Here is a 21858-nt window from a genome sequence, read left to right on the forward strand (position 1 = left end):
CTCTTTCGAGAGGGAAATGTTTCTTGAGACGTGGTCAGTTGAACCGATAGGCGACTCCGGCATAAACCCCAAAGCCTTCCCCGGGCGTCGACCGGGCGATGTCCTGCCCAGCATCGTCGTAGCCCGGTGTCACCGTTGCCGCATAACGCTTGTTGGTCAGATTGCGCAAGTCCAGCCAGGTCTGCCAGTCCTGCTTCGGCGAATCCCAGCCGAGTCGCGCACCCAGCAACGCGTAGGCATCGGCGTGGTAACTGTTGGCGTAGTCGACTTGCACCTTGGAGGCCATTTGCGTGTTGACCCCGGCGTAGAACCCGCTCGGCCAGTCGTAACGCAGTTCGGCCTGGTAGTAGTGCATCGGGATGCCAGGCAGGCGGTTGTCATCGAACCTGTCGTCGTCGCGGTAGTGGAAGTCGCTGAAGGTGTAGGCCTGGCGCAGGTTGAGCTTGCCAGTGCCCGGGCGCTCCCAGAGGGTGCTGTCCAGGCCGGCCTCTACGCCTTGGTGCACGGTGGCGCTGGCGTTGAACTCCTTGGCCGGCTGGCCTTGCACGATCTCCACCGCCAACAGTTCGTGGCGCACTTGCGAGTAGTACCAGGCCAGGTCCCAACGGCCCAGCGCCGAATCGCCACGTGCACCCAGTTCCAGCGTGGTGGCGGTCTGGTTCTGCATTTCGATCGGTTGCGTGGCGACCGTCGAGCTCCAGATCAGCGACCATGGGTGCGGCGGTTCGACCGAGCGGCTCAGGTTGCCATACACCTGCAGCTGTGGGCTGATGTCGTAACGCAGGCCCAGGCGCGGCGCATAGTCCCAGTCGTGCTGGCTGACCTTGCCACCGGTGGCAGGGTAGGTGACGTCGCTTTCACGTCGGGTGTAGATCATCGCCAGGCCCGTGGTCAGCCAAAGGTCGGGGGTCAGTTCCAGGTCGTTGCCGACATGCAGCACGGTGTCCGAACCCTGATAGCTGAAGTCGCGGCTGCGCGCGCCGAAGTTGTCGCCGCTGCTGCGGGCGAACTGCGAGGCGCCACTGTTGGGCAGGTGCTTGGTGGTGCGCCAACCGACCGTGGTCTTGCTTTCGTGACCGAACAGGGTGTCACGGCGCATGTAGTTGAGCGTGCCGCTGACATCGGTGTAGGCGACCTTCAGGCGCATCGGGCCTTCGCGCAGGTCCATCGGGAAGTCGTGATAGACCAGCCCGGCTTCGATGCGGGCATCGTCTTCGAGGTAAAAGGTGGTCTTGTTGGCGACCCAGGTGCTGCCCGGTTGCGGGCGGCTGTCGTCGCGGGCCAGGTACGCGGCATTGGCGGCGCGCGGGTCGTGCTTGATCTGGTCTTTGGTCAGGCGCCCGGCCAGGTCGTTCTCGGTTTCCCGGTAGCGCAGGTAGAAACGTGTTTCCAGGTTCGGGTTGAAGCGATAGCCGACATTGGCGGCGATGCCTTTGGCGCTGCCGCTGCTGTGGTCCTGGTAGCCGTCATACTCCGAGTCGGTCAGGGCCACGTAGTAGTCGAGATTGCCCAACACCTGCCCCGAACTGATGTGCCGGTGCTGGTAGCCACGGCTGCCTGCTTCGTAACGCACCTCAAGCGGGGCGGCATCGTAGCCGGTGTGGGTCACGTAGTTGATCGCGCCGCCCAAGGCCAGCGAGCCCACATCGAAACCGTTGGCCCCGCGCAACACTTCGGCGCGGCTCAGCCACAGCGGCTCGAACAGCTCGTAGGGCGTACCGCCAGGGCCGGTCAGTGGCAACCCGTCGAACATCGTGTACACGCCTGAACCGTGCGCGCCGGGCGCGCGGTTGATGCCCGAGCCACGGATAGATAGCTTGATGCCGTCGTTGCCCGCTGATTGGGCGAACACACCGGGCTGGTAGGCCAGCACATCCTGATTGCTGGCGACCCGCCCCTGGCCCACCTTGTTCATGTCCACCAGATTGCTGGCGCCGGGGATTTCCCGCAGGCGCTCGGCGGCGCTTTCCAGTTCGGTCTGTTGCTGGTCTTCGATCAACACCTGATCGAGTTCGACACGGCCTGTGGCTTGGGCTGCGTTGGCAACCAACAGGGCCAGCAAGGAGAGGGGGAGGGAGGGGCGCATTTCATGGGTTCCAGATCGATAAGCGGGAATCTGACGCTGCAACTGTCAGACGAAGCACAGCTTTCGTTCTGTAGCCCGGAAAAAGAAAAACCCCGCCGAGGCGGGGTTCTCCGAATCGCTGAACAATCAGCCGATCAGTTGCAGGCCAGCCTGCTGGACCATTTCCAGCAGAGGCTGCGGGTACACACCCAGGACGAAGGCGAGGATGGCGATGGCCAGCAGCATGACGCCACCGGTGCGCTGTTCCCACTTCAGCGGGGCGTCGTGGCGACGCAGGTTCGGCTCGACCAGGTACAGGGTGACCATGACGCGCAGGTAGTAGTACACGCCGATGGCGCTACCGATCACCAGAGCACCGACCAGCCACCACAGGTGCGACTCGACGCCGGTGGCGATGATGTAGAACTTGCCGATGAAGCCTGCAGTCAGCGGAATACCAGCCAGCGACAGCATCATCACGGTCAGTACCGCAGTCAGGTACGGGCGACGCCAGAACAGGCCGCGGTACTCGTACAGCGCGTCGGCGTCACGGCCGCCATAAGGCGAGGACATCAGGGTGATCACACCGAAGGCGCCGAGGCTGGTGATCACGTAGGTGACCAGGTACACGCCCATGGCTTCCAGGGCCAGGCCCTTGCTGGCGATCAGGGCGATCAGCAGGTAGCCAAAGTGGGCGATGGACGAGTAACCGAGCAGACGCTTGAGGTTGCTCTGGGTCAGCGCCAGCAGGTTGCCGATCAGGATCGAGGCGACCGCGATCACGGCCAGTACGGTGCTCAGCACGCCACTGCTGGCAGCAGGGGAGAGCATGAACAGGCGCACGACCACGGCAAATACCGCGACCTTGCTGGCGGTGGCCAGGAACGCGGCGACCGGCGCCGGGGCACCCTCGTACACGTCCGGGGTCCACAGGTGGAAGGGTACCAGCGACAGTTTGAAGGCCAGGCCGACCAGCATCATGCCCAGGCCCAGTTGGGCCACCAGGCTTGGCATGCTGGTGGCAGCCAATGCCTTGCCGATCTGGTCGAAGCTCAGGCTGCCCGCATCGGCGTACAGCAGCGCCATGCCGAACAGCAGGAACGCCGAGCCTGCAGCCGACAGCACCATGTACTTGATGCCCGCTTCCAGCGACCGCTTGTTGAAGAACGCATACGCCACCAGGCCATACACCGGCACCGACAGCAGTTCCAGGCCGATGAACAGGCCGGCGAGGTGGTTGGCGCTGACCAGCACCAGGCCACCGAGGGCCGACATCAGCAGCAGCAGGTAGAGTTCTTCACGGTTGCCCGGGAAGCCCTTGGAGCCCTCGCCAAGGTAGGCGTGGGCGAGGGTGACGCAGGCCAGCGTGGCCACCAGGATGATCGCCATGTACAGGCAGGCGAACTTGTCGATGGTGATCAGCGGGGTGACCGCCAGCGGCGCGACCTTCAAGACCGGCAAGATCGACAGCAGGGCCAGGTTCAGGCCCACGGTGGACAGCAGGAAGGTCTGCGAGTGGTTGCGCTTCCAGGCGATCGCCAGCATCACCACCACCGTGGTGATGGTGGTGATCAGCATCGGCGCCAATGCGATGAAGTGTTGAGTGGTGAATTCCATAGCGCTCTTACCGGGCCGAAGCGAGTTGAGTGAAAGCGGAACCGAGCCACTGCTGCACACCACTCATGGTGGCGGCAGAGGTGTCGAGGAACGGCTGTGGATACACGCCCAGAACGATCAGCAGCACCGCCAGGCCAAGCACCATGATCAGCTCGCGGCCGTCCATGCCAGCCAGCACGGTGTCGCTCTTGCTTGGGCCGAAGTAGGCGCGGTGGATCATGATCAGCGAGTAGACCGAGCCGAACACCAGGCCGGTGGTCGCGATCACGGTAATCCACGGCACGCTGGCGAAGCTGCCGATCAGGATCAGGAACTCGCCGACGAAGTTGCCGGTACCAGGCAGGCCCAGGGAGGCGGCGGCGAAGAACAGGCTGATGGCAGGCAGGTAGGCGATGCGGTGCCACAGGCCGCCCATCTGACGCATGTCACGGGTGTGCAGGCGCTCGTACAGCTGGCCGGACAGGATGAACAACGCGGCAGCCGACAGGCCGTGGGCCAGCATCTGGATCACCGCGCCTTGCAGGGCCTGCTGGCTGCCGGAGTAGATACCGATCAGCACGAAGCCCATGTGCGAGACGCTGGAGAAGGCGATCAGGCGCTTGATGTCGCTTTGCGCGAAGGCCAGGAAGGCACCGTAGAAGATACCGATCAGGCCCAGGGTCATGGCGATCGGCGCAAACTCTGCCGAAGCGTTCGGGAACAGCGGCAGGGCGAAGCGCAGCAGGCCATAGGCCGCGGTCTTCAGCAAGATACCCGCCAGGTCCACGGAACCTGCGGTCGGTGCCTGGGCGTGGGCATCAGGCAGCCAGGAGTGGAACGGCACGATCGGCAGCTTGACCGCGAAGGCGATGAAGAAGCCCAGCATCAGGATGTACTCGACGCCGGCCGGCAGCTCGGCCTTGAGCAGGTCGCTGTAGTTGAAGGTCAGCACGCCGGTGGTGTTGTAGTTGAACAGCACCAGGCCCAGGATCGCCACCAGCATGATCAGGCCGCTGGCCTGGGTGAAGATGAAGAACTTGGTTGCGGCGTAGATCCGGGTCTTCTTGCCGTCTGCGGAGCTGTGACCCCAGAGCGCGATGAGGAAATACATCGGCACCAGCATCATTTCCCAGAAGAAGAAGAACAGGAACAGGTCCAGGGCCAGGAACACACCGACCACGCCGCCGAGGATCCACATCAGGTTGAGGTGGAAGAAGCCGACGTGGCGCTGGATCTCTTTCCAGGAGCACAGTACCGACAGCACACCGAGCAGGCCGGTGAGCAGGATCATCAGCAGCGACAGGCCGTCGAGGGCCAGGTGGATGCTGATGCCGAAGCGCTTGATCCACTCGACTTTGTATTCGATGGCCCAAGCAGGTTCGGCACCTGGCGCAGGCGCCAGGGTGTAGTCGCCGGTGCCCCACAGGTAGAGGCCGATGCCAAGCAGCAGGGACATGGTCAGCAGCGCGATCCAGCGCGGCAGGGTGGCGCCGAAGCGCTCACCCAGCCAGCACAGGAAGCCGCCGATGAAGGGGATCAGGATCAGCCAAGGCAAAATCATGACGGGTTGGTTTCCTTTGGCAAAGTCGCAAGATTCATAGTCATACCGCAGCCACTACCACAGCACCGAGTACCAGCACGGCGCCGACGGCGATCGAGGCGGTGTACCAGCGCAGCTGGCCGGTCTCGGTCTTGCTCATGGCGACGTGGCCGCCACGCGCCATCCGAGGGATCAGGCCGATGCTGCGGTCAACCGGATCCTTGCGCAGGACATGGCTGATCACCAGGTAAGGTTTGACGAAGAGCTTGTCGTAGATCCAGTCGAAGCCCCAGGCGGCGAACCACCAGGCCGACAGGACGCGGCCGATGCCGCTGTTGGCGATGGCGCTGACGAAGCGGCGCTTGCCCAGGAACAGCAGGGCCGACAGCAGGATACCGGCGATGGCGATGGCGCCCGAGGCGATCTCCAGCGAGTGCTTGGCATCACCACCAGCGTGGCCGGCGCTTTCCGGCAGCACACCGGCCAGCGGAGGAGTGATCCAGGCGCCGACGAAGGTCGACAGCACGATCAGCACGCCCAGTGGCAGCCAGTGGCTGATGCCGTGGCCAGCGTGGGCTTCGGTCTTGGCTTCGCCGTGGAAGGCGATGAAGATCAGGCGGAAGGTGTACAGCGAGGTCATGAACGCACCGACCAGGCCGGCGTACAGCAGGCCGGTGTTGCCGCTGGCGAAGGCTTCCCAGAGGATCTCGTCCTTGGAGTAGAAGCCCACGGTCACGATCGGCAAGGCGGCCAGGGCGGCACCGCCGACCACGAAGCTGGCGTAGGCCAGTGGCAGCTTCTTCCACAGGCCGCCCATCTTGAAGATGTTCTGCTCGTGGTGGCAGGCCACGATCACCGCACCGGAGGCCAGGAACAGCAGGGCCTTGAAGAAGGCGTGGGTCATCAGGTGGAAGATCGCCGCGTCCCAGGCGCCAACGCCCAGGGCCAGGAACATGTAGCCGATCTGGCTCATGGTCGAGTAGGCGAGGATCCGCTTGATGTCGGTCTGCACCAGCGCGGCGAAGCCGGCCAGTACCAGGGTCACGCCGCCGACCACGCCGACCAGGTGCAGGATGTCCGGCGCCAGCAGGAACAGACCGTTGGTACGAGCGATCAGGTAGACGCCCGCGGTCACCATGGTTGCCGCGTGGATCAGTGCCGAAACCGGGGTCGGGCCCGCCATCGCGTCGGCCAGCCAGGTCTGCAGCGGCAGCTGGGCCGATTTACCGACCGCGCCACCCAGCAGCATCAAGGTCGCCAGGACCATCCAGGTATCACCCGCCTGGAACTTCTGCGGTGCCAGCACCAGCAGTTCCTGCACGTTCAAGGTACCCAGCTGGGCGAACAGAATGAACAGGCCGATGGCCATGAACACGTCGCCGATACGGGTGACGATGAAGGCCTTGAGTGCGGCGTTACCGTTGTTGCGGTTGCTGTAGTAGAAACCGATCAACAGGTACGAGCACAGGCCCACGCCTTCCCAGCCGAAGTAGATGAACAGCAGGTTATCGCCCAGCACCAGGAACAGCATGCTGGCGATGAACAGGTTGGTGTACGAGAAGAAGCGCGAGTAGCCGGCTTCGCCACGCATGTACCAGGAGGCGAACAGGTGGATCAGGAAGCCCACGCCAGTGACCACACCGAGCATGGTGACCGACAGGCCATCCACGTACAGGGTGAAGTTCGGCGCGAAGCCGTCCACCGACATCCACTGCCACAGCAGCTGGCTGTACGCGCCGCCTTCAGGCGGGGCGACGTTGAACTGCCAGATCACGTAGGCAGCGGTGGCCGCCGAGAGGCCGACCGAGCCGACGCCGATCAGCGCGGACAGGTTCTCCGAGAACCGCCCGCGCGAGAACGACAGCAGCAGGAAGCCGATCAGGGGGAAGACGAAAGTCAGGAAGATAAGGTTCATCCGCGCATCTCACTGGCAGCATCGATGTCGAGAGTGTGGAAGCGGCGATACAGCTGCAGCAGGATCGCCAGGCCAATACTGGCTTCGGCGGCTGCCAGGCTGATCACCAGAATGAACATCACCTGGCCGTCGGGTTGGACCCAACGGGCACCGGCGACGACGAACGCCAGGGCAGAGGCGTTCATCATGACTTCCAGGCTCATGAGCACGAAGAGGATGTTGCGGCGGACCATCAGGCCAACCAGACCTAAGCAGAACAGGATGCCGGCGACCGCCAGACCATGCTCGAGAGGGATAGCACCCATGATTTACTCCTTCGCCTCAACGCGGCCCAGGTGGAAGGCGGTGACCGCTGCCGCGAGCAGCAGCATCGACGCCAGTTCGACCACCAGCAGGTACGGGCCGAACAGGCTGATGCCCACTGCTTTCGGGCCCACGGTGGTGCCGCTGATGCCGGCGCCGCTTGGCGCGACGAACAGCACGTACAGCAGTTCGAGCAGCAACAGGGTGCCGAGGATCACCGGCCCCGCCCAGATACCGGGCTTGAGCCAGCCGCGCTCCTGGGCGACCGAAGCCGGCCCGAGGTTGAGCATCATCACCACGAAGACGAACAGCACCATGATGGCGCCAGCGTAGGCGATCACTTCCAGGGCGCCGGCGAACGGCGCACCCAGGGCGAAGAAGATCATCGCCACGGAAATCAGCGAAATGATCAGGTAAAGCAAGGCGTGCACGGGGTTGGTGCCGGTCACCACACGCAGGGTGGAGACCACGGCGATCCCGGATGCGAAGTAGAAAGCGAATTCCATCTTTCTGTCCTTATGGGAGCAAGCTCTTCACGTTGATCGGCTCGGCTTCGTTCTGTGCAGAGCCTTTCGGCTTGCCAGCGATCGCCATACCCGCAACACGGTAGAAGTTGTAGTCAGGGTTCTTGCCGGGGCCGGAGATCAGCAGATCTTCTTTCTCGTACACCAGGTCCTGACGCTTGAACTCGGCCATTTCGAAATCCGGAGTCAGCTGGATCGCGGTGGTCGGGCACGCTTCCTCGCACAGGCCGCAGAAGATGCAGCGCGAGAAGTTGATGCGGAAGAACTCCGGGTACCAGCGGCCGTCTTCGGTTTCAGCCTTCTGCAGCGAGATGCAGCCAACCGGGCAGGCCACCGCACAGAGGTTGCAGGCCACGCAGCGCTCTTCGCCGTCGGGGTCGCGGGTGAGGACGATGCGGCCGCGGTAGCGCGGCGGCAGGTACACGGGTTCTTCGGGGTACTGCAGGGTGTCGCGCTTGCGGAACCCGTGGGAGAACACCATGGCCAGGCTGCGCAGCTGTGTGCCGGTGCCCTTAACGATGTCGCCGATATACTTGAACATGGGTCAAATCCTCACTGGGCCGCGACGGCTGGCGTGTTGTAAAGCACGATCGCAGCGGTCACCAGCAAATTGATCAGGGTCAGCGGCAGGCAGAACTTCCAGCTGAAGTCCATCACCTGGTCATAGCGTGGGCGCGGGATCGAGGCGCGCAGCAGGATGAACAGCATGATGAAGAAGCCGGTCTTCAGGGCGAACCACAGGAACGGCAGCTGCGGCAGCAGGTCGAACGGACCGTGCCAGCCACCGAAGAACAGGGTTACCAGCAGCGCCGAGATCAGGATGATGCCGATGTACTCACCGACGAAGAACATGCCCCATTTCATGCCGGCATATTCGATGTGGTAGCCGTCGGCCAGTTCCTGTTCCGCTTCCGGCTGGTCGAACGGGTGACGGTGAGTCACGGCGACGCCAGCGATGAAGAAGGTGCAGAAGCCGAAGAACTGCGGAATGATGAACCACAGGTTCTGCGCCTGGTATTCAACGATGTCGCGCATGTTGAACGAACCCACCTGCACCACCACGCCCATCAGCGCCAGGCCCAGGAACACTTCGTACGACACGGTCTGCGCCGACGCCCGCAAGCTGCCCAGCAGGGCGTACTTGTTGTTCGACGACCAGCCGGCGAACAGCACGGCGTAGACCGACAGGCCGGCCATGGCGAAGAAGAACAGCAGGCCGATGTTCAGGTCGGCGACGCCCCAGCCCGGGGTGATCGGGATGATCGAGAAGCCGATCAGCAGGGCACTCATGGCCACGACCGGCGCCAGGGTGAAGATCATCTTGTCGACGAAGGGCGGGTTCCAGTCCTCTTTGAAGAACATCTTCAGCATGTCGGCGGCGATCTGGAACATGCCGAACGGGCCGACACGGTTCGGACCGTAGCGGTCCTGCCACCAGCCCAGCAGGCGGCGTTCGACGAAGCTGAGCAGGGCGCCGCAGACCACCACGGCCAGCAGCACCACGATGGCCTTGACGACCTGAATGATCACGTCGATCACTTCGGGGGTGAACCAGCTCATTGTGCTGCCTCCTGCAGGCCTTCGACGGATGCACCGAAGATGGCAGGCGGAATGCCGGCCAGGCCTTTCGGCAGTGCGACCAGGCCAGCGCCCAGCTCTTCATTGATACGCAGTGGCAGGCGCAGGGCGACACCGGCGACGGTCAGGCTCAGCAGCGCGCCTTCGTTGACGCCCAGGCGGTCGGCTTCGGACTTGGCCAGGGCCACGTAGGCTGGCTGGATGCGCTCTTGTACCGGAGCGGCGCGAGAGGAGCTTTCTTCGCTGCCGAACAGGTGGAAGAACGGTACCGCAGTCCAGGTGCCACGGGCCGGGTTGAACGCGCCTGGGATGGCGTTGAACCAGGTCAGCCGATCGCCTTGCGATTCGATCAGGCGCACGCCCGGGTCACCGGCACGCAGGTGGCCACCGACCTCGTCCTGGAACTTGTTCCAGGCTTGCGGCGAGTTCCAGCCCGGCGACCAGGCGAACGGTACCTGCTGGCGCGGTTCGGCGGAGCCCGAGTAGCCTTCCATGGAGAAGGCGAACGCGGTGTCCTTGTCCTGCGGGGTACGTGGCTCGTGCACACTGATGTTGGCGCGCATCGCGGTACGGCCGGAGTAGCGCAGCGGCTCACGGGCCAGCTTCATGCCCTTGATGCGGAACGCAGCGCTTGGCGCGGCGTTGACGATGCCGGCCAGTTGCGGGGCGGCTTCGGCGCAGGCGCTGGTGACGTGGTCCAGCTGGGTCCAGTCGACCGGCTTGTTGAGCAGGGTGGCACGCAGGGCGTGCATCCAGCGCCAGCCTTCGTGGACCAGGATGCTGCTGTCCAGGTATTGCGGGTCGAACACCTGGAAGAAGCGCTGGGCACGGCCTTCCTGGCTGACCAGGGTACCGTCGCCTTCGGCGAACGAAGCGGCAGGCAGAACCAGGTGGGCGCGCTCGAGGGTAGCGGTGTGGGAATGGTCGGCGACGATCACCACCTTGGCGGCTGCCAGGGCGGCATCGACCTTGGCGGCCGGCACGCGGGTGTACAGGTCGTTTTCCAGCACCACGATGGCGTCGGCCTTGCCGCTGATGACCGCATCCAGCGCGGCATCGACGGACTCACCGCCCATCATCGCCATGCCGAGGCTGTTGGCCTCAGGCACGACCAGGCTCAGCGAACCGTTCTTCTCGCGCAGCTTCAGGGCTTTGGCGATGTTGGCGGCAGCTTCGATCAGGGCCGGGTCGGCCAGGGAAGTGCCGGCAACCACCAGTGGGCGCTTGGCCGCGACCAGGGCGTCAGCGATGCGCTGTGCCAGGGCGTTGGCTTCATCGTCCAGGCCTGCTACTGCAGGTGCGCTCGGGTCGATGGCGTGGGCCACGGCGAAACCGATGCGGGCCAGGTCGGCGGGGGCGGCGTGCACGCATTCTTCGGCGACGTCGTCCAGCTTGGTTTCGGCCAAGGATGCGATGAACAGCGGGTACAGCGCGTGCTGGCCGATGTTCTTCACCGCTGCGTCCAGCCAAGGCTGCACTTTCATCGCCTCGGCCATGGCTTCGGCCTTGCCTTTGGTGGCCTGGCGCACGGCCAGGGCAACGCGAGCGGCGGTCTGGGTCAGGTCTTCACCGAGCACGAATACCGCGTCGTGGTCTTCGATGTCGCGCAGGGTCGGCACCGGCAGCGGGCTGTTGTTCAGCACGTTCAGGGCCAGGCGTACGCGGGCCAGTTCGCCGGCTTCCATACCCGAGTAGAAGTAGTCGGCGCCGACCAGTTCACGCAGGCCGTAGTTGCTTTCGAGGCTGGCGCGTGGCGAGCCGATGCCGACGATGGTGCGGCCGCGCAGCAGGTCGGCGGCTTTGTCCAGGGCGGCGTCCAGGCTCAGCTTGGTGCCATCGGCCAGGCGTGGCTGGCGTGGGCGGTCGGTGCGGTTGACGTAGCCGTAGCCGAAACGGCCGCGGTCGCACAGGAAGTACTGGTTGACCGAACCGTTGAAGCGGTTTTCGACCCGGCGCAGTTCGCCGTAGCGCTCGCCCGGGCTGATGTTGCAGCCGCTGGAGCAGCCGTGGCAGATGCTCGGGGCGAACTGCATGTCCCACTTGCGGTTGTAGCGCTCGGAGTGGGTCTTGTCAGTGAACACGCCGGTCGGGCAGACCTCGGTCAGGTTGCCGGAGAACTCGCTCTCCAGCACGCCGTCTTCAACGCGGCCGAAGTACACGTTGTCGTGGGCGCCGTAGACACCCAGGTCGGTGCCACCTGCGTAGTCCTTGTAGTAACGCACGCAGCGATAGCAGGCGATGCAGCGGTTCATCTCGTGGGCGATGAACGGGCCGAGATCCTGGTTCTGGTGGGTACGCTTGGTGAAACGGTAGCGGCGCTCGTTGTGGCCGGTCATTACCGTCATGTCCTGCAGGTGGCAGTGACCGCCTTCCTCGCACACCGGGCAGTCGTGCGGGTGGTTGGTCATCAGCCACTCGACGACGCTGGCGCGAAACGCCTTGGATTCTTCATCTTCGATGGAGATCCAGGTGCCGTCGGAGGCAGGGGTCATGCAGGACATGACGATACGACCACGGGTGTCGTTCTCGTCGGTGTACTGCTTGACCGCACATTGCCGGCAGGCGCCGACGCTACCAAGCGCCGGGTGCCAGCAGAAATAGGGGATATCGAGGCCGAGCGACAGACAGGCCTGTAACAGGTTGTCTGCACCGTTGACTTCGAGCGCTTTGCCGTCTACGTGGATAGTGGCCATTGTTCAAAGTTCTTCGTTGGCCCGCGTGAGCGGGCGTGGCTAATGGAAATCTGTAAGCCTGCAGGCACGCCTCGCTTCATGCGGGCCGGCCTGCGGGCTGGCGAGTGGCACGGACCACTCGCCGTCTATCTTTTTATGCGCCAACTACAATTGGCTTGGCCAGGTTGGGGCACAGGGTGTCGGCAGCGCTTGCTGGCGCGACACCGGCCTCGAACTCGGACCGGAAGTATTTGATGGCACTGCCCAAAGGCTCGACGGCACCCGGTGCGTGAGCACAGAAGGTGCGGCCTGGGCCGAGGAAGTTGACCAGACCCAGCAGGGTCTCGATGTCTTCGGCGCGGCCCTGGCCGTTCTCCAGCGCGCGCAGCATCTTCACGCTCCACGGCAGGCCGTCACGGCACGGGGTGCACCAGCCGCACGATTCGCGGGCGAAGAACTCTTCCATGTTGCGCAGCAGCGAGACCATGTTGACGCTGTCGTCGACCGCCATGGCCAGACCGGTACCCATCCGGGTGCCGACCTTGGCGATGCCACCGGCGTACATCTGTGCGTCGAGGTGCTCGGGCAGCAGGAAGCCGGTACCGGCGCCGCCTGGCTGCCAGCACTTGAGCTTGAAGCCGTCGCGCATGCCACCGGCGTAGTCTTCGAACAGCTCGCGGGCGGTGACGCCGAACGGCAGTTCCCACAGGCCCGGGTTATTCACCTTGCCGGAGAAGCCCATCAGCTTGGTGCCATGGTCTTCGCTGCCTTCACGGGCCAGCGACTTGTACCAGTCGTTGCCATTGGCGACGATGGCCGGCACGTTGCACAGGGTTTCGACGTTGTTCACGCAGGTCGGCTTGCCCCACACGCCCACGGCGGCAGGGAAGGGCGGCTTGGAGCGCGGGTTGGCGCGGCGGCCTTCCAGCGAGTTGATCAACGCGGTTTCTTCACCGCAGATGTAGCGGCCGGCACCGGTGTGCACGAACAGCTCGAAATCGAAACCGCTGCCCAGGATGTTCTTGCCCAAAAGGCCTGCGGCCTTGGCTTCGTCGATGGCGCGGTTGAGGTTCTTCGCGGCGGTGGTGTATTCGCCACGCAGGAAGATGTAGCCACGGTAGGCCTTGAGGGCGCGGGCACTGATCAACATGCCCTCGACCAGCAGATGGGGCTGTTGCTCCATCAGCATGCGGTCCTTCCAGGTGTTGGGCTCCATTTCATCCGCGTTGCACAGCAGGTAGCGGATGTTCATGGATTCGTCTTTGGGCATCAGGCCCCACTTCACGCCAGTGGGGAAGCCTGCGCCGCCGCGGCCCTTGAGGCCGGAATCCTTGACCGACTGCACGATGTCGTCGGCGGACATGTCGGCCAGCGCCTTGCGCGCGGCGGCATAGCCGTTCTTCGACTCGTACTCGGCCAGCCATACAGGCTCGCCGTCGTCTCGCAGGCGCCAGGTCAGCGGGTGGGTTTCGGCCGAGCGCGCGATGCGGTTGGCCGGGCCGAAGGAAGTAATGGTCATACGTAACCCTCCAGCAGTTTGGAAACGCCAGCCGGCTGCACGTCGCCAAAGGTGTCGTCGTCGATCATCAGCGCCGGGGCTTTGTCGCAGTTGCCCAGGCAGCACACCGGCAGCAGGGTGAAGCGCCCGTCGGCGGTGGTCTGGCCGAGGCCGATGCCCAGTTCGCTCTGGATCTGGCTGACCACCGACTCATGGCCGCCGATGTAGCAGACCATGCTGTCGCAGACGCGGATGATGTGGCGGCCGACCGGCTGGCGGAAGATCTGGCTGTAGAAAGTGGCCACGCCCTCGACGTCGCTGGCAGGAATGCCCAGCACCTCGCCGATCGCGTGAATGGCGCCGTCCGGCACCCAGCCACGTTCCTTCTGGACGATCTTCAGGGCTTCGATGGACGCCGCGCGCGGGTCCTCGTAGTGATGCATCTCGTGCTCGATGGCCGAGCGCTCGGTTTCGCTCAGGGCGAAACGGTCTGTCTGGATAAGCGTGCTGTTCATGCTTAGCGGTCCACGTCAGCCATAACGAAGTCGATACTGCCCAGGTACGCAATGAGGTCGGCGACCATGCTGCCTTTGATCACCGAAGGGATCTGCTGCAGGTGCGGGTAGCTCGGGGTACGGATCCGGGTGCGGTAGCTCATGGTGCCGCCATCGCTCGTCAGGTAGTAACTGTTGATGCCCTTGGTCGCTTCGATCATCTGGAACGACTCGTTGGCCGGCATGACCGGGCCCCACGAGACTTGCAGGAAGTGCGTGATCAAGGTTTCGATGTGCTGCAGGGTGCGCTCTTTCGGCGGCGGCGTGGTCAGCGGGTGATCCGCCTTGTACGGGCCTTCCGGCATGTTGCGCAGGCACTGGTCGATGATGCGGATACTCTGGCGCATCTCCTCGACGCGGACCATGCAGCGATCGTAGGCATCGCCGTTGTGGGCCAGCGGTACTTCGAACTCGAAGTTCTCGTAGCCGGAGTAGGGGCGCGCTTTACGCAGGTCGAAGTCGCAACCGGTGGAACGCAGGCCGGCACCGGTGGTGCCCCATTCCAGCGCTTCCTTGGTGTTGTACGCGGCAACGCCGATGGTACGGCCCTTGAGGATGCTGTTCTGCAGGGCGGCTTTGGTGTACTCGTCGAGGCGCTTGGGCAGCCAATCGACGAAGTCCTTGACCAGCTTGTCCCAGCCGCGCGGCAGGTCGTGGGCGACGCCACCGATGCGGTACCAGGCCGGGTGCAGGCGGAAACCGGTGATCGCTTCGATCACGGTGTAGGCGCGCTGGCGGTCGGTGAAGGTGAAGAACACCGGGGTCATGGCGCCGACGTCCTGGATGTAGGTACCCAGGAACAGCAGGTGGCTGGTGATGCGGAAGAATTCGGCGAGCATGATGCGAATCACGTCGACCTTCTGCGGCACCTGGATGCCGGCCAGCTTCTCCACCGCCAGTACGTACGGCAGGTTGTTCATCACCCCGCCGAGGTAGTCGATACGGTCGGTGTAGGGGATGAAGCTGTGCCAGGACTGGCGCTCGGCCATTTTCTCGGCACCACGGTGGTGGTAACCGATGTCCGGGACGCAGTCGACGATCTCTTCACCGTCCAGCTGCAGGACGATACGGAATGCACCGTGGGCGGACGGGTGGTTGGGGCCGAGGTTGAGGAACATGTAGTCCTCGTTGGCGCCCTGACGCTTCATGCCCCAGGCTTCCGGGTTGAAGCGAGCCGATTCCTCTTCGAGCTGCTGCTTGGCCAGGGTCAGGCTGTAGGGGTCGAACTCGGTGGCACGGGCAGGGTAGTCCTTGCGCAGCGGGTGGCCTTCCCAGGTGGGCGGCATCATGATGCGGCTCAGGTGCGGGTGCCCGGCAAAGTCGATGCCGAACATGTCCCAGACTTCGCGCTCGTACCAGTTGGCGTTGGGCCAGATGCCGGTCACGGTCGGCAGGTTCAGGTCGCCTTCGCTGAGCGACACCTTGATCATCACGTCGCTGTTACGCTCGATCGACATCAGGTGGTAGAACACGCTGAAGTCGGCAGCCGGCAGGCCGCGACGCTGGGTGCGCAGGCGCTCGTCGACGCCGTGCAGGTCGTACAGCATGCTGTATGGCTTGGCCACGCCGCGCAGGAAGCTGAGCACCTCTTTGAGCTGGGCGCGCTTGACCCACAGCACGGGCATGCCGGTGCGGGTTTCCTGGGCGACGAATGCTTCGGCGCCAAAACGGTTGTTCAGTTCGACGACCACATCCTGGTCGTCAGCCTTGTAGGGCGGAATATAAATAGCGTTGTCCGCTGTCATGGTCTCGGTCGCTTTGGGTCAACGTTAAGAATGAAGCCAGGCCGCCGGCTCTTCAGGGAGCGGGCGGCAGGTCGCTGGATCAGACTTCGTCGGGGCTGCGCAGGTTGGTCACGGCGATGCGCTGCTCACGACGCAGGTCTTTCTGGGCTGGCATCTCGGCACGGTAAATACCTTGATCACCAACAACCCAGGAAAGCGGGCGTCGTTCTTGGCCGATCGACTCCTGCAGCAGCATCAAGCCTTGCAGGAAAGCCTCAGGGCGTGGCGGGCAGCCAGGGACGTAGACGTCCACGGGGAGGAACTTGTCGACCCCCTGAACGACCGAGTAGATGTCGTACATGCCGCCGGAGTTGGCACACGAACCCATGGAGATGACCCACTTCGGTTCGAGCATCTGCTCGTACAGACGCTGAATGATCGGCGCCATCTTCACGAAGCAGGTACCGGCGATGACCATGAAGTCGGCCTGGCGCGGCGAGGCCCGGATGACTTCGGCGCCGAAGCGGGCGATGTCGTGGGGCGCCGTGAAGGCCGTGGTCATTTCCACGTAGCAGCAGGACAGGCCGAAGTTGTACGGCCAGAGGGAGTTCTTGCGACCCCAGTTGACCGCGCCACGCAGCACATCTTCGAGTTTCCCCATGTAGATGTTCTTGTGGACCTGGTCTTCCAGCAGCTGGTCGGTGACGGTTTCCCGATCACCTACCGGGTACTGCTCGTTGGGCGCATCCGGGTCGATTCTGGTGAGATTGTATTGCATTGCCAAAGCCTCATTGTTTCAGCTTCGCTTGCCGCTTGCGACGACCTTCGGGAGCCCAATCAAGAGCACCGACGCGCCATAGGTAGACAAGACCTGCCAACAGAATTGCTATGAAAACGAGAGCTTCGACGAATCCGGTCCAGCCGCTTTCGCGGACGGACACAGACCAGGCAAAGAGAAAGAGGGCTTCGATATCGAAGATCACGAACAGCATCGCGACCAGATAGAATTTGGCGGACAGGCGCAGGCGGGCGCTGCCGACGGGCAGCATGCCGGATTCGAAGGGTTCGTTCTTGGCGCGGCCCCAGGCCTTGCTACCGAGCAGGCTGGACAGACCGAGCATGAAGGCACACAGGCCGACGACACCCAGGAGGAAGATGGCAAAGCCCCAGTTGTGGGCGATGAGTCCTGCCGAATCGGACATGCTAAAGATCCTTATACAGAGACCCAGCTCTGCAGTCTGAAATAAGTAAAGCGGCGACGTGGTGTCGCAGGTGCAGTGACCAAATGTCGCAGCTGAGTCAATCGCGCTGATTTTATGGGTAAACCCGGTGCAAGTAAAATTTCCGTTGCAAATTTATTCGTAGCATTTAGAACAAATCCTGCTCGTAACTGGCTGAAAGCCTTGAGATTCGGGCATTGCGACTGGTTTTGTTAATTATGTTTCTTGCGAGTGGTAACGAATTACAAGTTGCGTAATGATAATTAATATCATTTGACCTGGTGCCTTGTAATTGGGCTGTTCTGAGGCTTGTAAAGTTCATTTGGCTAATGGCCCCACTTGCAAATGCGAAAGACTCGTGTTCTATCAGATTTTTGAGGGTGAGATACCGCTCTGGGTCAATGGTTTGGCGGTTGGGTTGAAGCATAGACGGGATATGGGGAGGGGGTGGATTGGGGTGAGCCTGAGAGGTGCTCGCCACGACATTTTTAGCGCCCAGGAGATCGAGCGCCGCCCGCGCGGCGCATCGCGAGCAACGCTCGCTCCTACGTTCGTTTCTGGCCAATTACGCCAGTGCCAGGCGTGCGCGAACGCTTTGTTTTTATGGCGCGATATTGAGCCGTGCGCCAGAGCGTTCGCGCGTTTATCCCACTGTGATAGCTGGCCCAAAACAAACGTAGGAGCGAGCGTTGCTCGCGATGCGCCGCGCGGGCGGCGCTCGATCTCATAGGCGCTGAAGCTGTTGTGACAGGCACAAAAAAGCCCGGAGCTCTCACAAGCCCCGGGCCTCATTCACCACCTACCCAATCAGTGGAACTGCTCTTCCTCGGTCGACCCAGTCAGTGCAGTCACCGACGAAGCCCCACCCTGAATCACAGTGGTCATGTCATCGAAGTACCCAGTACCCACTTCCTGCTGGTGCGCCACGAAGGTGTAACCCTTGCTGGCATCAGCGAACTCCTGCTCCTGCAGCTTCACGTACGCGGTCATGTCGTTGCGGGCGTAGTCGTGCGCCAGGTTGAACATGCCGTGCCACATGTTGTGGATGCCGGCCAGGGTGATGAACTGGTGCTTGTAGCCCATTGCCGACAGCTCGCGCTGGAATTTGGCGATGGTCGCATCGTCCAGGTTCTTCTTCCAGTTGAAGGAAGGCGAGCAGTTGTAAGACAGCAGCTGGTCCGGGTATTCCTTCTTGATCGCTTCGGCGAAGCGGCGGGCTTCGTCCAGGTCCGGCTTGGCAGTTTCGCACCAGATCAGGTCAGCGTACGGTGCGTAGGCCAGGCCGCGGGCGATGGCCTGGTCGAGGCCGGCGCGCACTTTGTAGAAGCCTTCACGGGTACGCTCACCGATCACGAACGGCTGATCGTACGGGTCGCAGTCGCTGGTCAGCAGGTCGGCGGCGTTGGCGTCGGTACGGGCCAGAATGATGGTTGGTACGCCCGAAACGTCGGCAGCCAGGCGTGCTGCAACCAGTTTCTGTACGGCTTCCTGGGTTGGTACCAGCACCTTGCCGCCCATGTGGCCGCATTTTTTCACCGAGGCCAGCTGGTCTTCGAAGTGCACGCCGGCGGCGCCTGCCTCGATCATGTTCTTCATCAGCTCATAGGCGTTCAAAACGCCGCCGAAGCCGGCTTCTGCGTCAGCCACGATAGGCGCGAAGTAGTCGATGTAGCCTTCATCGCCTGGGTTCTTGCCCGCTTTCCATTGGATCTGGTCGGCGCGGCGGAACGAGTTGTTGATGCGCTTGACCACGGTCGGTACCGAGTCGACCGGGTACAGCGACTGGTCTGGGTACATGGACTCGGCCGAGTTGTTGTCGGCGGCCACCTGCCAGCCAGACAGGTAGATGGCCTGGATGCCGGCCTTTACCTGCTGCACTGCCTGGCCGCCGGTCAGGGCGCCCATGCAGTTGACGAAATCTTTTTCAGGGCGGAAGGACGGGTGGGCACCTTCGGTGACCAGCTTCCACAGTTTTTCTGCGCCCAGGCGGGCCAGGGTGTGCTCTGGCTGCAGGGAGCCACGCAGGCGAACGACATCGGCGGCGGTGTAGGTACGGGTCACGCCTTTCCAGCGCGGGTTTTCGGCCCAGTCTTTCTCGAGGGCTGCAATTTGCTGTTCGCGTGTCAGTGCCATGGAAATAAACCTCGTCGCATCGATCTTGGGGTAATTGTGCTGATGCTCACGAAGCGAATCAGGGGGCTTGGCGGCTGTCCTGTCCGGGGGAGTGCGGCGGCGAACGTGAAGGCTCGAAGGGGAAGGAGATGCAGGCCAGGCGAGGCGGTGCTCCGGCAGGTCGGCTCGTGGATGCCTTGCTGCGGTGCTACGCGATTGCCAGTACTGCGGTGATGCGCTTCCGTCCCTCGGGACAACTTCTTCGTTGCAGTCGCAATCCCGTCGAACCGCCTTGTGGGCCGTATAGACACGAGGTGCCTCCAAGGGTGGTAGGAGTGCGCCTCGAAGGCCCTTGCCAGGGCCCCTGATTAGCGGGAGCGAGGCCATCATGCCCTTGCCAAAAACGGCCTGTCAAATGTTTTGTAGTGCTTTTTTCTGCTTACTACATCTTTGGTCTAATGCGACTTGGCGGTCAGTTTCAAGGCCCTTGGTCGAGGCCTTGAATTGCCTGGGATCAGTCGAGAAGGTCGACTTTGACACGTAAAGTCATGTTTTCACCCCGTTGGGTGCTGTAAGTGCGACTTGACGGGCTGCGCTCGGCCTGACTTTGCTGGTTGAACCCTGCCAGAGTGATCCACTCGCCCAGTCTGCCGGTGATGGTCGTGTCGGTACTTTGCACTTTTACTACATCAGCACGTTCCTGGCTGATTCGATCATTATTCGTGCTTATTTGCAGACGAACAGTTTCGCCGCTCAGGCTTGGGGTGACGTAGAAACCTTGGGTAACATTGCGGTATTCAGTGTCGCTTTGAATGCGCCCGTAGCCATCGGTGCTGGTGCTGGTGATCGGAATGCTCTGGCCGATCTGGATCAGTGCCGGCTGGCCTTCACTGGCCTGAACCTGCTGCAGGCCGCCATCACGATTGCTGGTGCCGTAGTGGATGATGTGCGCATTGCCGCGGTTGTCCTGATAGTTGCTGTCATTGTTGTCGACGCTGATCAGCAGGCGCTTGGGCGCGGTGTCCAGTTGCTGAAGCAGTGCGCGCAGGTCGTCGATGCGTTCGGGCGGAGCATTGACGATCAGCTTGTTCTCGAAGGCGTTTACGCTGCCTTCCTTACCGATGAAGGACTGTGCGGCGGGCAGCAGTTCGGCGCTGCTGCGGTACTGCAAGGGCAACACTTCGGTGGCGGCTTGGGCAGTCAGGCTCGCAGCCAGCAGCAGCGAGGTAAAAAGGGGGCGTAGCGGCATGTCCATGATCTCCGCAGGTGGAATGATCATGATGGCAAATTTGTCAGGTGTTTGCCGGAATGGGTGCGAGGCGGGGTGTTTTATCCCTGTTTATCTTGTAGGCTATAAAATATAGTCGCATGTATAATTGAGGATAGTTCATGAGCCCCTCCCGCCCAATTCTGCGCCGCGATCAGTTGGCCCAAGCCTTGGCCAAGGACCTTGCCGGCGAATCGCTGGTCGATTACAGCTCGGGAATGTTCCTGGCGGCGCCCCGACGTACCGGTAAAAGCACCTTCCTCAACAACGACTTCGTGCCGGAATGCCTCCAGCGCAGCTGGTTACCTGTTTATGTAGACCTGTGGTCTGACCGAGATGCGGACCCTGCCGAGTTGATCAGCGGAGCCATCGGGACCGCCTTGGGCAGTTTTGAAAGCACGCTGGTCAAGGCTGCGAAGAAGGCCGGTGTTGAAAAGATCAATCTGCTGCGGACGCTCAGTTGGGATTTCAGTCGGCCTCAGCTGCCGGCAGGAACCACTTTGGCCCAGGCGCTGGCAGTCTTGCACCAGGTGTCCGGGCAAATGGTCGTGCTGATCATCGATGAGGCCCAGCACGCCCTGAACAGCGAAGAGGGCTTGAATGCGATGTTCGCCCTCAAGGCCGCGCGCGACCATCTCAACCGTGGTGACCGCCCGGATGGCCTGCGATTGGTGTTCACCGGGTCCAGCCGTGACAAGCTGGCCAACCTCGTGCTCAAGAGCAAGCAGCCGTTCTTTGGTGCCAGCATCACCCCTTTCCCGCTGCTGGGTCGCGAGTATGTAGAGTTCGTTACTCAGTTGTGGAACCGGCGCCTGGCGCAGGACAACCAGTTCAAGGTCGAGGACCTGGAGTACGCCTTCGAACTCGTCGGCAGGCGGCCAGAAATGCTCGGCAAATTGCTGGCAGAGGTCAGCGTCGGTCTCGGCGAGGCGGGCAACCTGGGCGAGCTGCTACGCACTGGTGCACTCAACCACCAGGCCGGCGTCTGGAGCGATTACGAAAGTGCCTGGAATGAGCTTTCTCCCTTGCAGCAAGCCGTGCTGGAGGTAATGGCAGAGCGCACCTTGGCAAAACAGCCGTTTTCGCCCTTCACTGATCAAACCTTCACTGACGTCAACCGCAAGCTTGAGCGTGCCCAGGCACAGGCCAATGCCAGCGCCACCAATGTGCAGAAAGCGCTGGACGCATTGCGCGACAAGGAACTGGTTTGGAAAGCCAATCGCGGCGAATACGCCTTGGAGGATGTCTCGATGGCGGAGTGGATGACGCGTGCCGGGCGGTAGATGCCCT

General features: G+C 62.6%; 17 protein-coding genes. 1 reads left to right on the forward strand and 16 read right to left on the reverse strand.

Features of this window, described 5'->3' with window-relative positions; all coding sequences use genetic code 11:
* Positions 1–34: 34 nt before the first annotated feature.
* The 16 genes from ACIPZF_RS18795 to ACIPZF_RS18870 all read right to left on the reverse strand — a co-directional run bounded on the left by ACIPZF_RS18795 (position 35) and on the right by ACIPZF_RS18870 (position 20550).
* Positions 35–2086 (reverse strand): TonB-dependent receptor family protein, encoded by a 2052-nt coding sequence (locus tag ACIPZF_RS18795; protein ID WP_400801994.1) that lies wholly within the window; start codon positions 2084–2086, stop codon positions 35–37.
* Between the two features lie 126 nt (positions 2087–2212).
* A complete protein-coding gene (gene nuoN, locus ACIPZF_RS18800) occupies positions 2213–3682 on the reverse strand; it encodes an NADH-quinone oxidoreductase subunit NuoN (protein ID WP_400801996.1) in 1470 nt (489 codons plus the stop codon).
* 7 nt (positions 3683–3689) lie between these two features.
* On the reverse strand, positions 3690–5222 hold the full coding sequence (gene nuoM, locus ACIPZF_RS18805; protein ID WP_400801997.1) for an NADH-quinone oxidoreductase subunit M: 1533 nt from the start codon (positions 5220–5222) through the stop codon (positions 3690–3692).
* A gap of 40 nt (positions 5223–5262) precedes the next feature.
* Positions 5263–7116: an NADH-quinone oxidoreductase subunit L gene (gene nuoL / locus ACIPZF_RS18810; RefSeq protein WP_400801999.1), complete on the reverse strand. Its 1854-nt coding sequence runs from the start codon at positions 7114–7116 to the stop codon at positions 5263–5265.
* Entirely contained in the window at positions 7113–7421 is a 309-nt protein-coding gene (gene nuoK / locus ACIPZF_RS18815) for an NADH-quinone oxidoreductase subunit NuoK (RefSeq protein ID WP_003251446.1), read from the reverse strand. The genes nuoL and nuoK overlap by 4 nt, the downstream gene beginning before the upstream one ends.
* A 3-nt stretch (positions 7422–7424) precedes the next feature.
* Positions 7425–7925, reverse strand: coding sequence for an NADH-quinone oxidoreductase subunit J (nuoJ, locus tag ACIPZF_RS18820; protein ID WP_400802001.1), 501 nt, complete (start codon positions 7923–7925; stop codon positions 7425–7427).
* A 10-nt stretch (positions 7926–7935) separates the two neighbouring features.
* Positions 7936–8484 carry an NADH-quinone oxidoreductase subunit NuoI gene (gene nuoI / locus ACIPZF_RS18825; protein WP_003251442.1) on the reverse strand — a complete coding sequence of 183 codons (549 nt, stop codon included), beginning with the start codon at positions 8482–8484 and terminating at the stop codon, positions 7936–7938.
* An 11-nt stretch (positions 8485–8495) separates the two neighbouring features.
* On the reverse strand, positions 8496–9503 hold the full coding sequence (gene nuoH / locus ACIPZF_RS18830) for an NADH-quinone oxidoreductase subunit NuoH (RefSeq protein WP_400802003.1): 1008 nt from the start codon (positions 9501–9503) through the stop codon (positions 8496–8498).
* Positions 9500–12214 (reverse strand): NADH-quinone oxidoreductase subunit NuoG, encoded by a 2715-nt coding sequence (gene nuoG / locus ACIPZF_RS18835; RefSeq protein WP_400802004.1) that lies wholly within the window; start codon positions 12212–12214, stop codon positions 9500–9502. Before nuoG ends, nuoH begins: the two co-directional genes overlap by 4 nt.
* A 133-nt stretch (positions 12215–12347) precedes the next feature.
* A complete protein-coding gene (gene nuoF, locus ACIPZF_RS18840) occupies positions 12348–13712 on the reverse strand; it encodes an NADH-quinone oxidoreductase subunit NuoF (protein ID WP_400802005.1) in 1365 nt (454 codons plus the stop codon).
* Positions 13709–14206 carry an NADH-quinone oxidoreductase subunit NuoE gene (nuoE, locus tag ACIPZF_RS18845; protein ID WP_003251433.1) on the reverse strand — a complete coding sequence of 166 codons (498 nt, stop codon included), beginning with the start codon at positions 14204–14206 and terminating at the stop codon, positions 13709–13711. Before nuoE ends, nuoF begins: the two co-directional genes overlap by 4 nt.
* A 2-nt stretch (positions 14207–14208) precedes the next feature.
* Complete coding sequence (gene nuoC, locus ACIPZF_RS18850; protein WP_400802007.1) at positions 14209–15990, reverse strand: NADH-quinone oxidoreductase subunit C/D; 1782 nt, start codon at positions 15988–15990, stop codon at positions 14209–14211.
* 79 nt (positions 15991–16069) lie between these two features.
* Complete coding sequence (locus tag ACIPZF_RS18855) at positions 16070–16747, reverse strand: NADH-quinone oxidoreductase subunit B family protein (RefSeq protein WP_029614113.1); 678 nt, start codon at positions 16745–16747, stop codon at positions 16070–16072.
* A gap of 10 nt (positions 16748–16757) precedes the next feature.
* Positions 16758–17171: an NADH-quinone oxidoreductase subunit A gene (locus ACIPZF_RS18860; protein WP_003251427.1), complete on the reverse strand. Its 414-nt coding sequence runs from the start codon at positions 17169–17171 to the stop codon at positions 16758–16760.
* 825 nt (positions 17172–17996) lie between these two features.
* Positions 17997–19322, reverse strand: coding sequence for an isocitrate lyase (aceA, locus tag ACIPZF_RS18865; RefSeq protein ID WP_012315229.1), 1326 nt, complete (start codon positions 19320–19322; stop codon positions 17997–17999).
* A gap of 493 nt (positions 19323–19815) precedes the next feature.
* A complete protein-coding gene (locus ACIPZF_RS18870) occupies positions 19816–20550 on the reverse strand; it encodes a secretin N-terminal domain-containing protein (RefSeq protein WP_400802009.1) in 735 nt (244 codons plus the stop codon).
* A gap of 140 nt (positions 20551–20690) precedes the next feature.
* On the opposite strand from ACIPZF_RS18870, the gene ACIPZF_RS18875 reads away from it, so the two are divergent.
* Positions 20691–21851 carry a hypothetical protein gene (locus ACIPZF_RS18875; RefSeq protein WP_400802010.1) on the forward strand — a complete coding sequence of 387 codons (1161 nt, stop codon included), beginning with the start codon at positions 20691–20693 and terminating at the stop codon, positions 21849–21851.
* The last annotated feature ends 7 nt before the right edge of the window (positions 21852–21858 follow it).

Source organism: Pseudomonas sp. NPDC089752 (assembly GCF_044748725.1).
Classification (GTDB): domain Bacteria; phylum Pseudomonadota; class Gammaproteobacteria; order Pseudomonadales; family Pseudomonadaceae; genus Aquipseudomonas.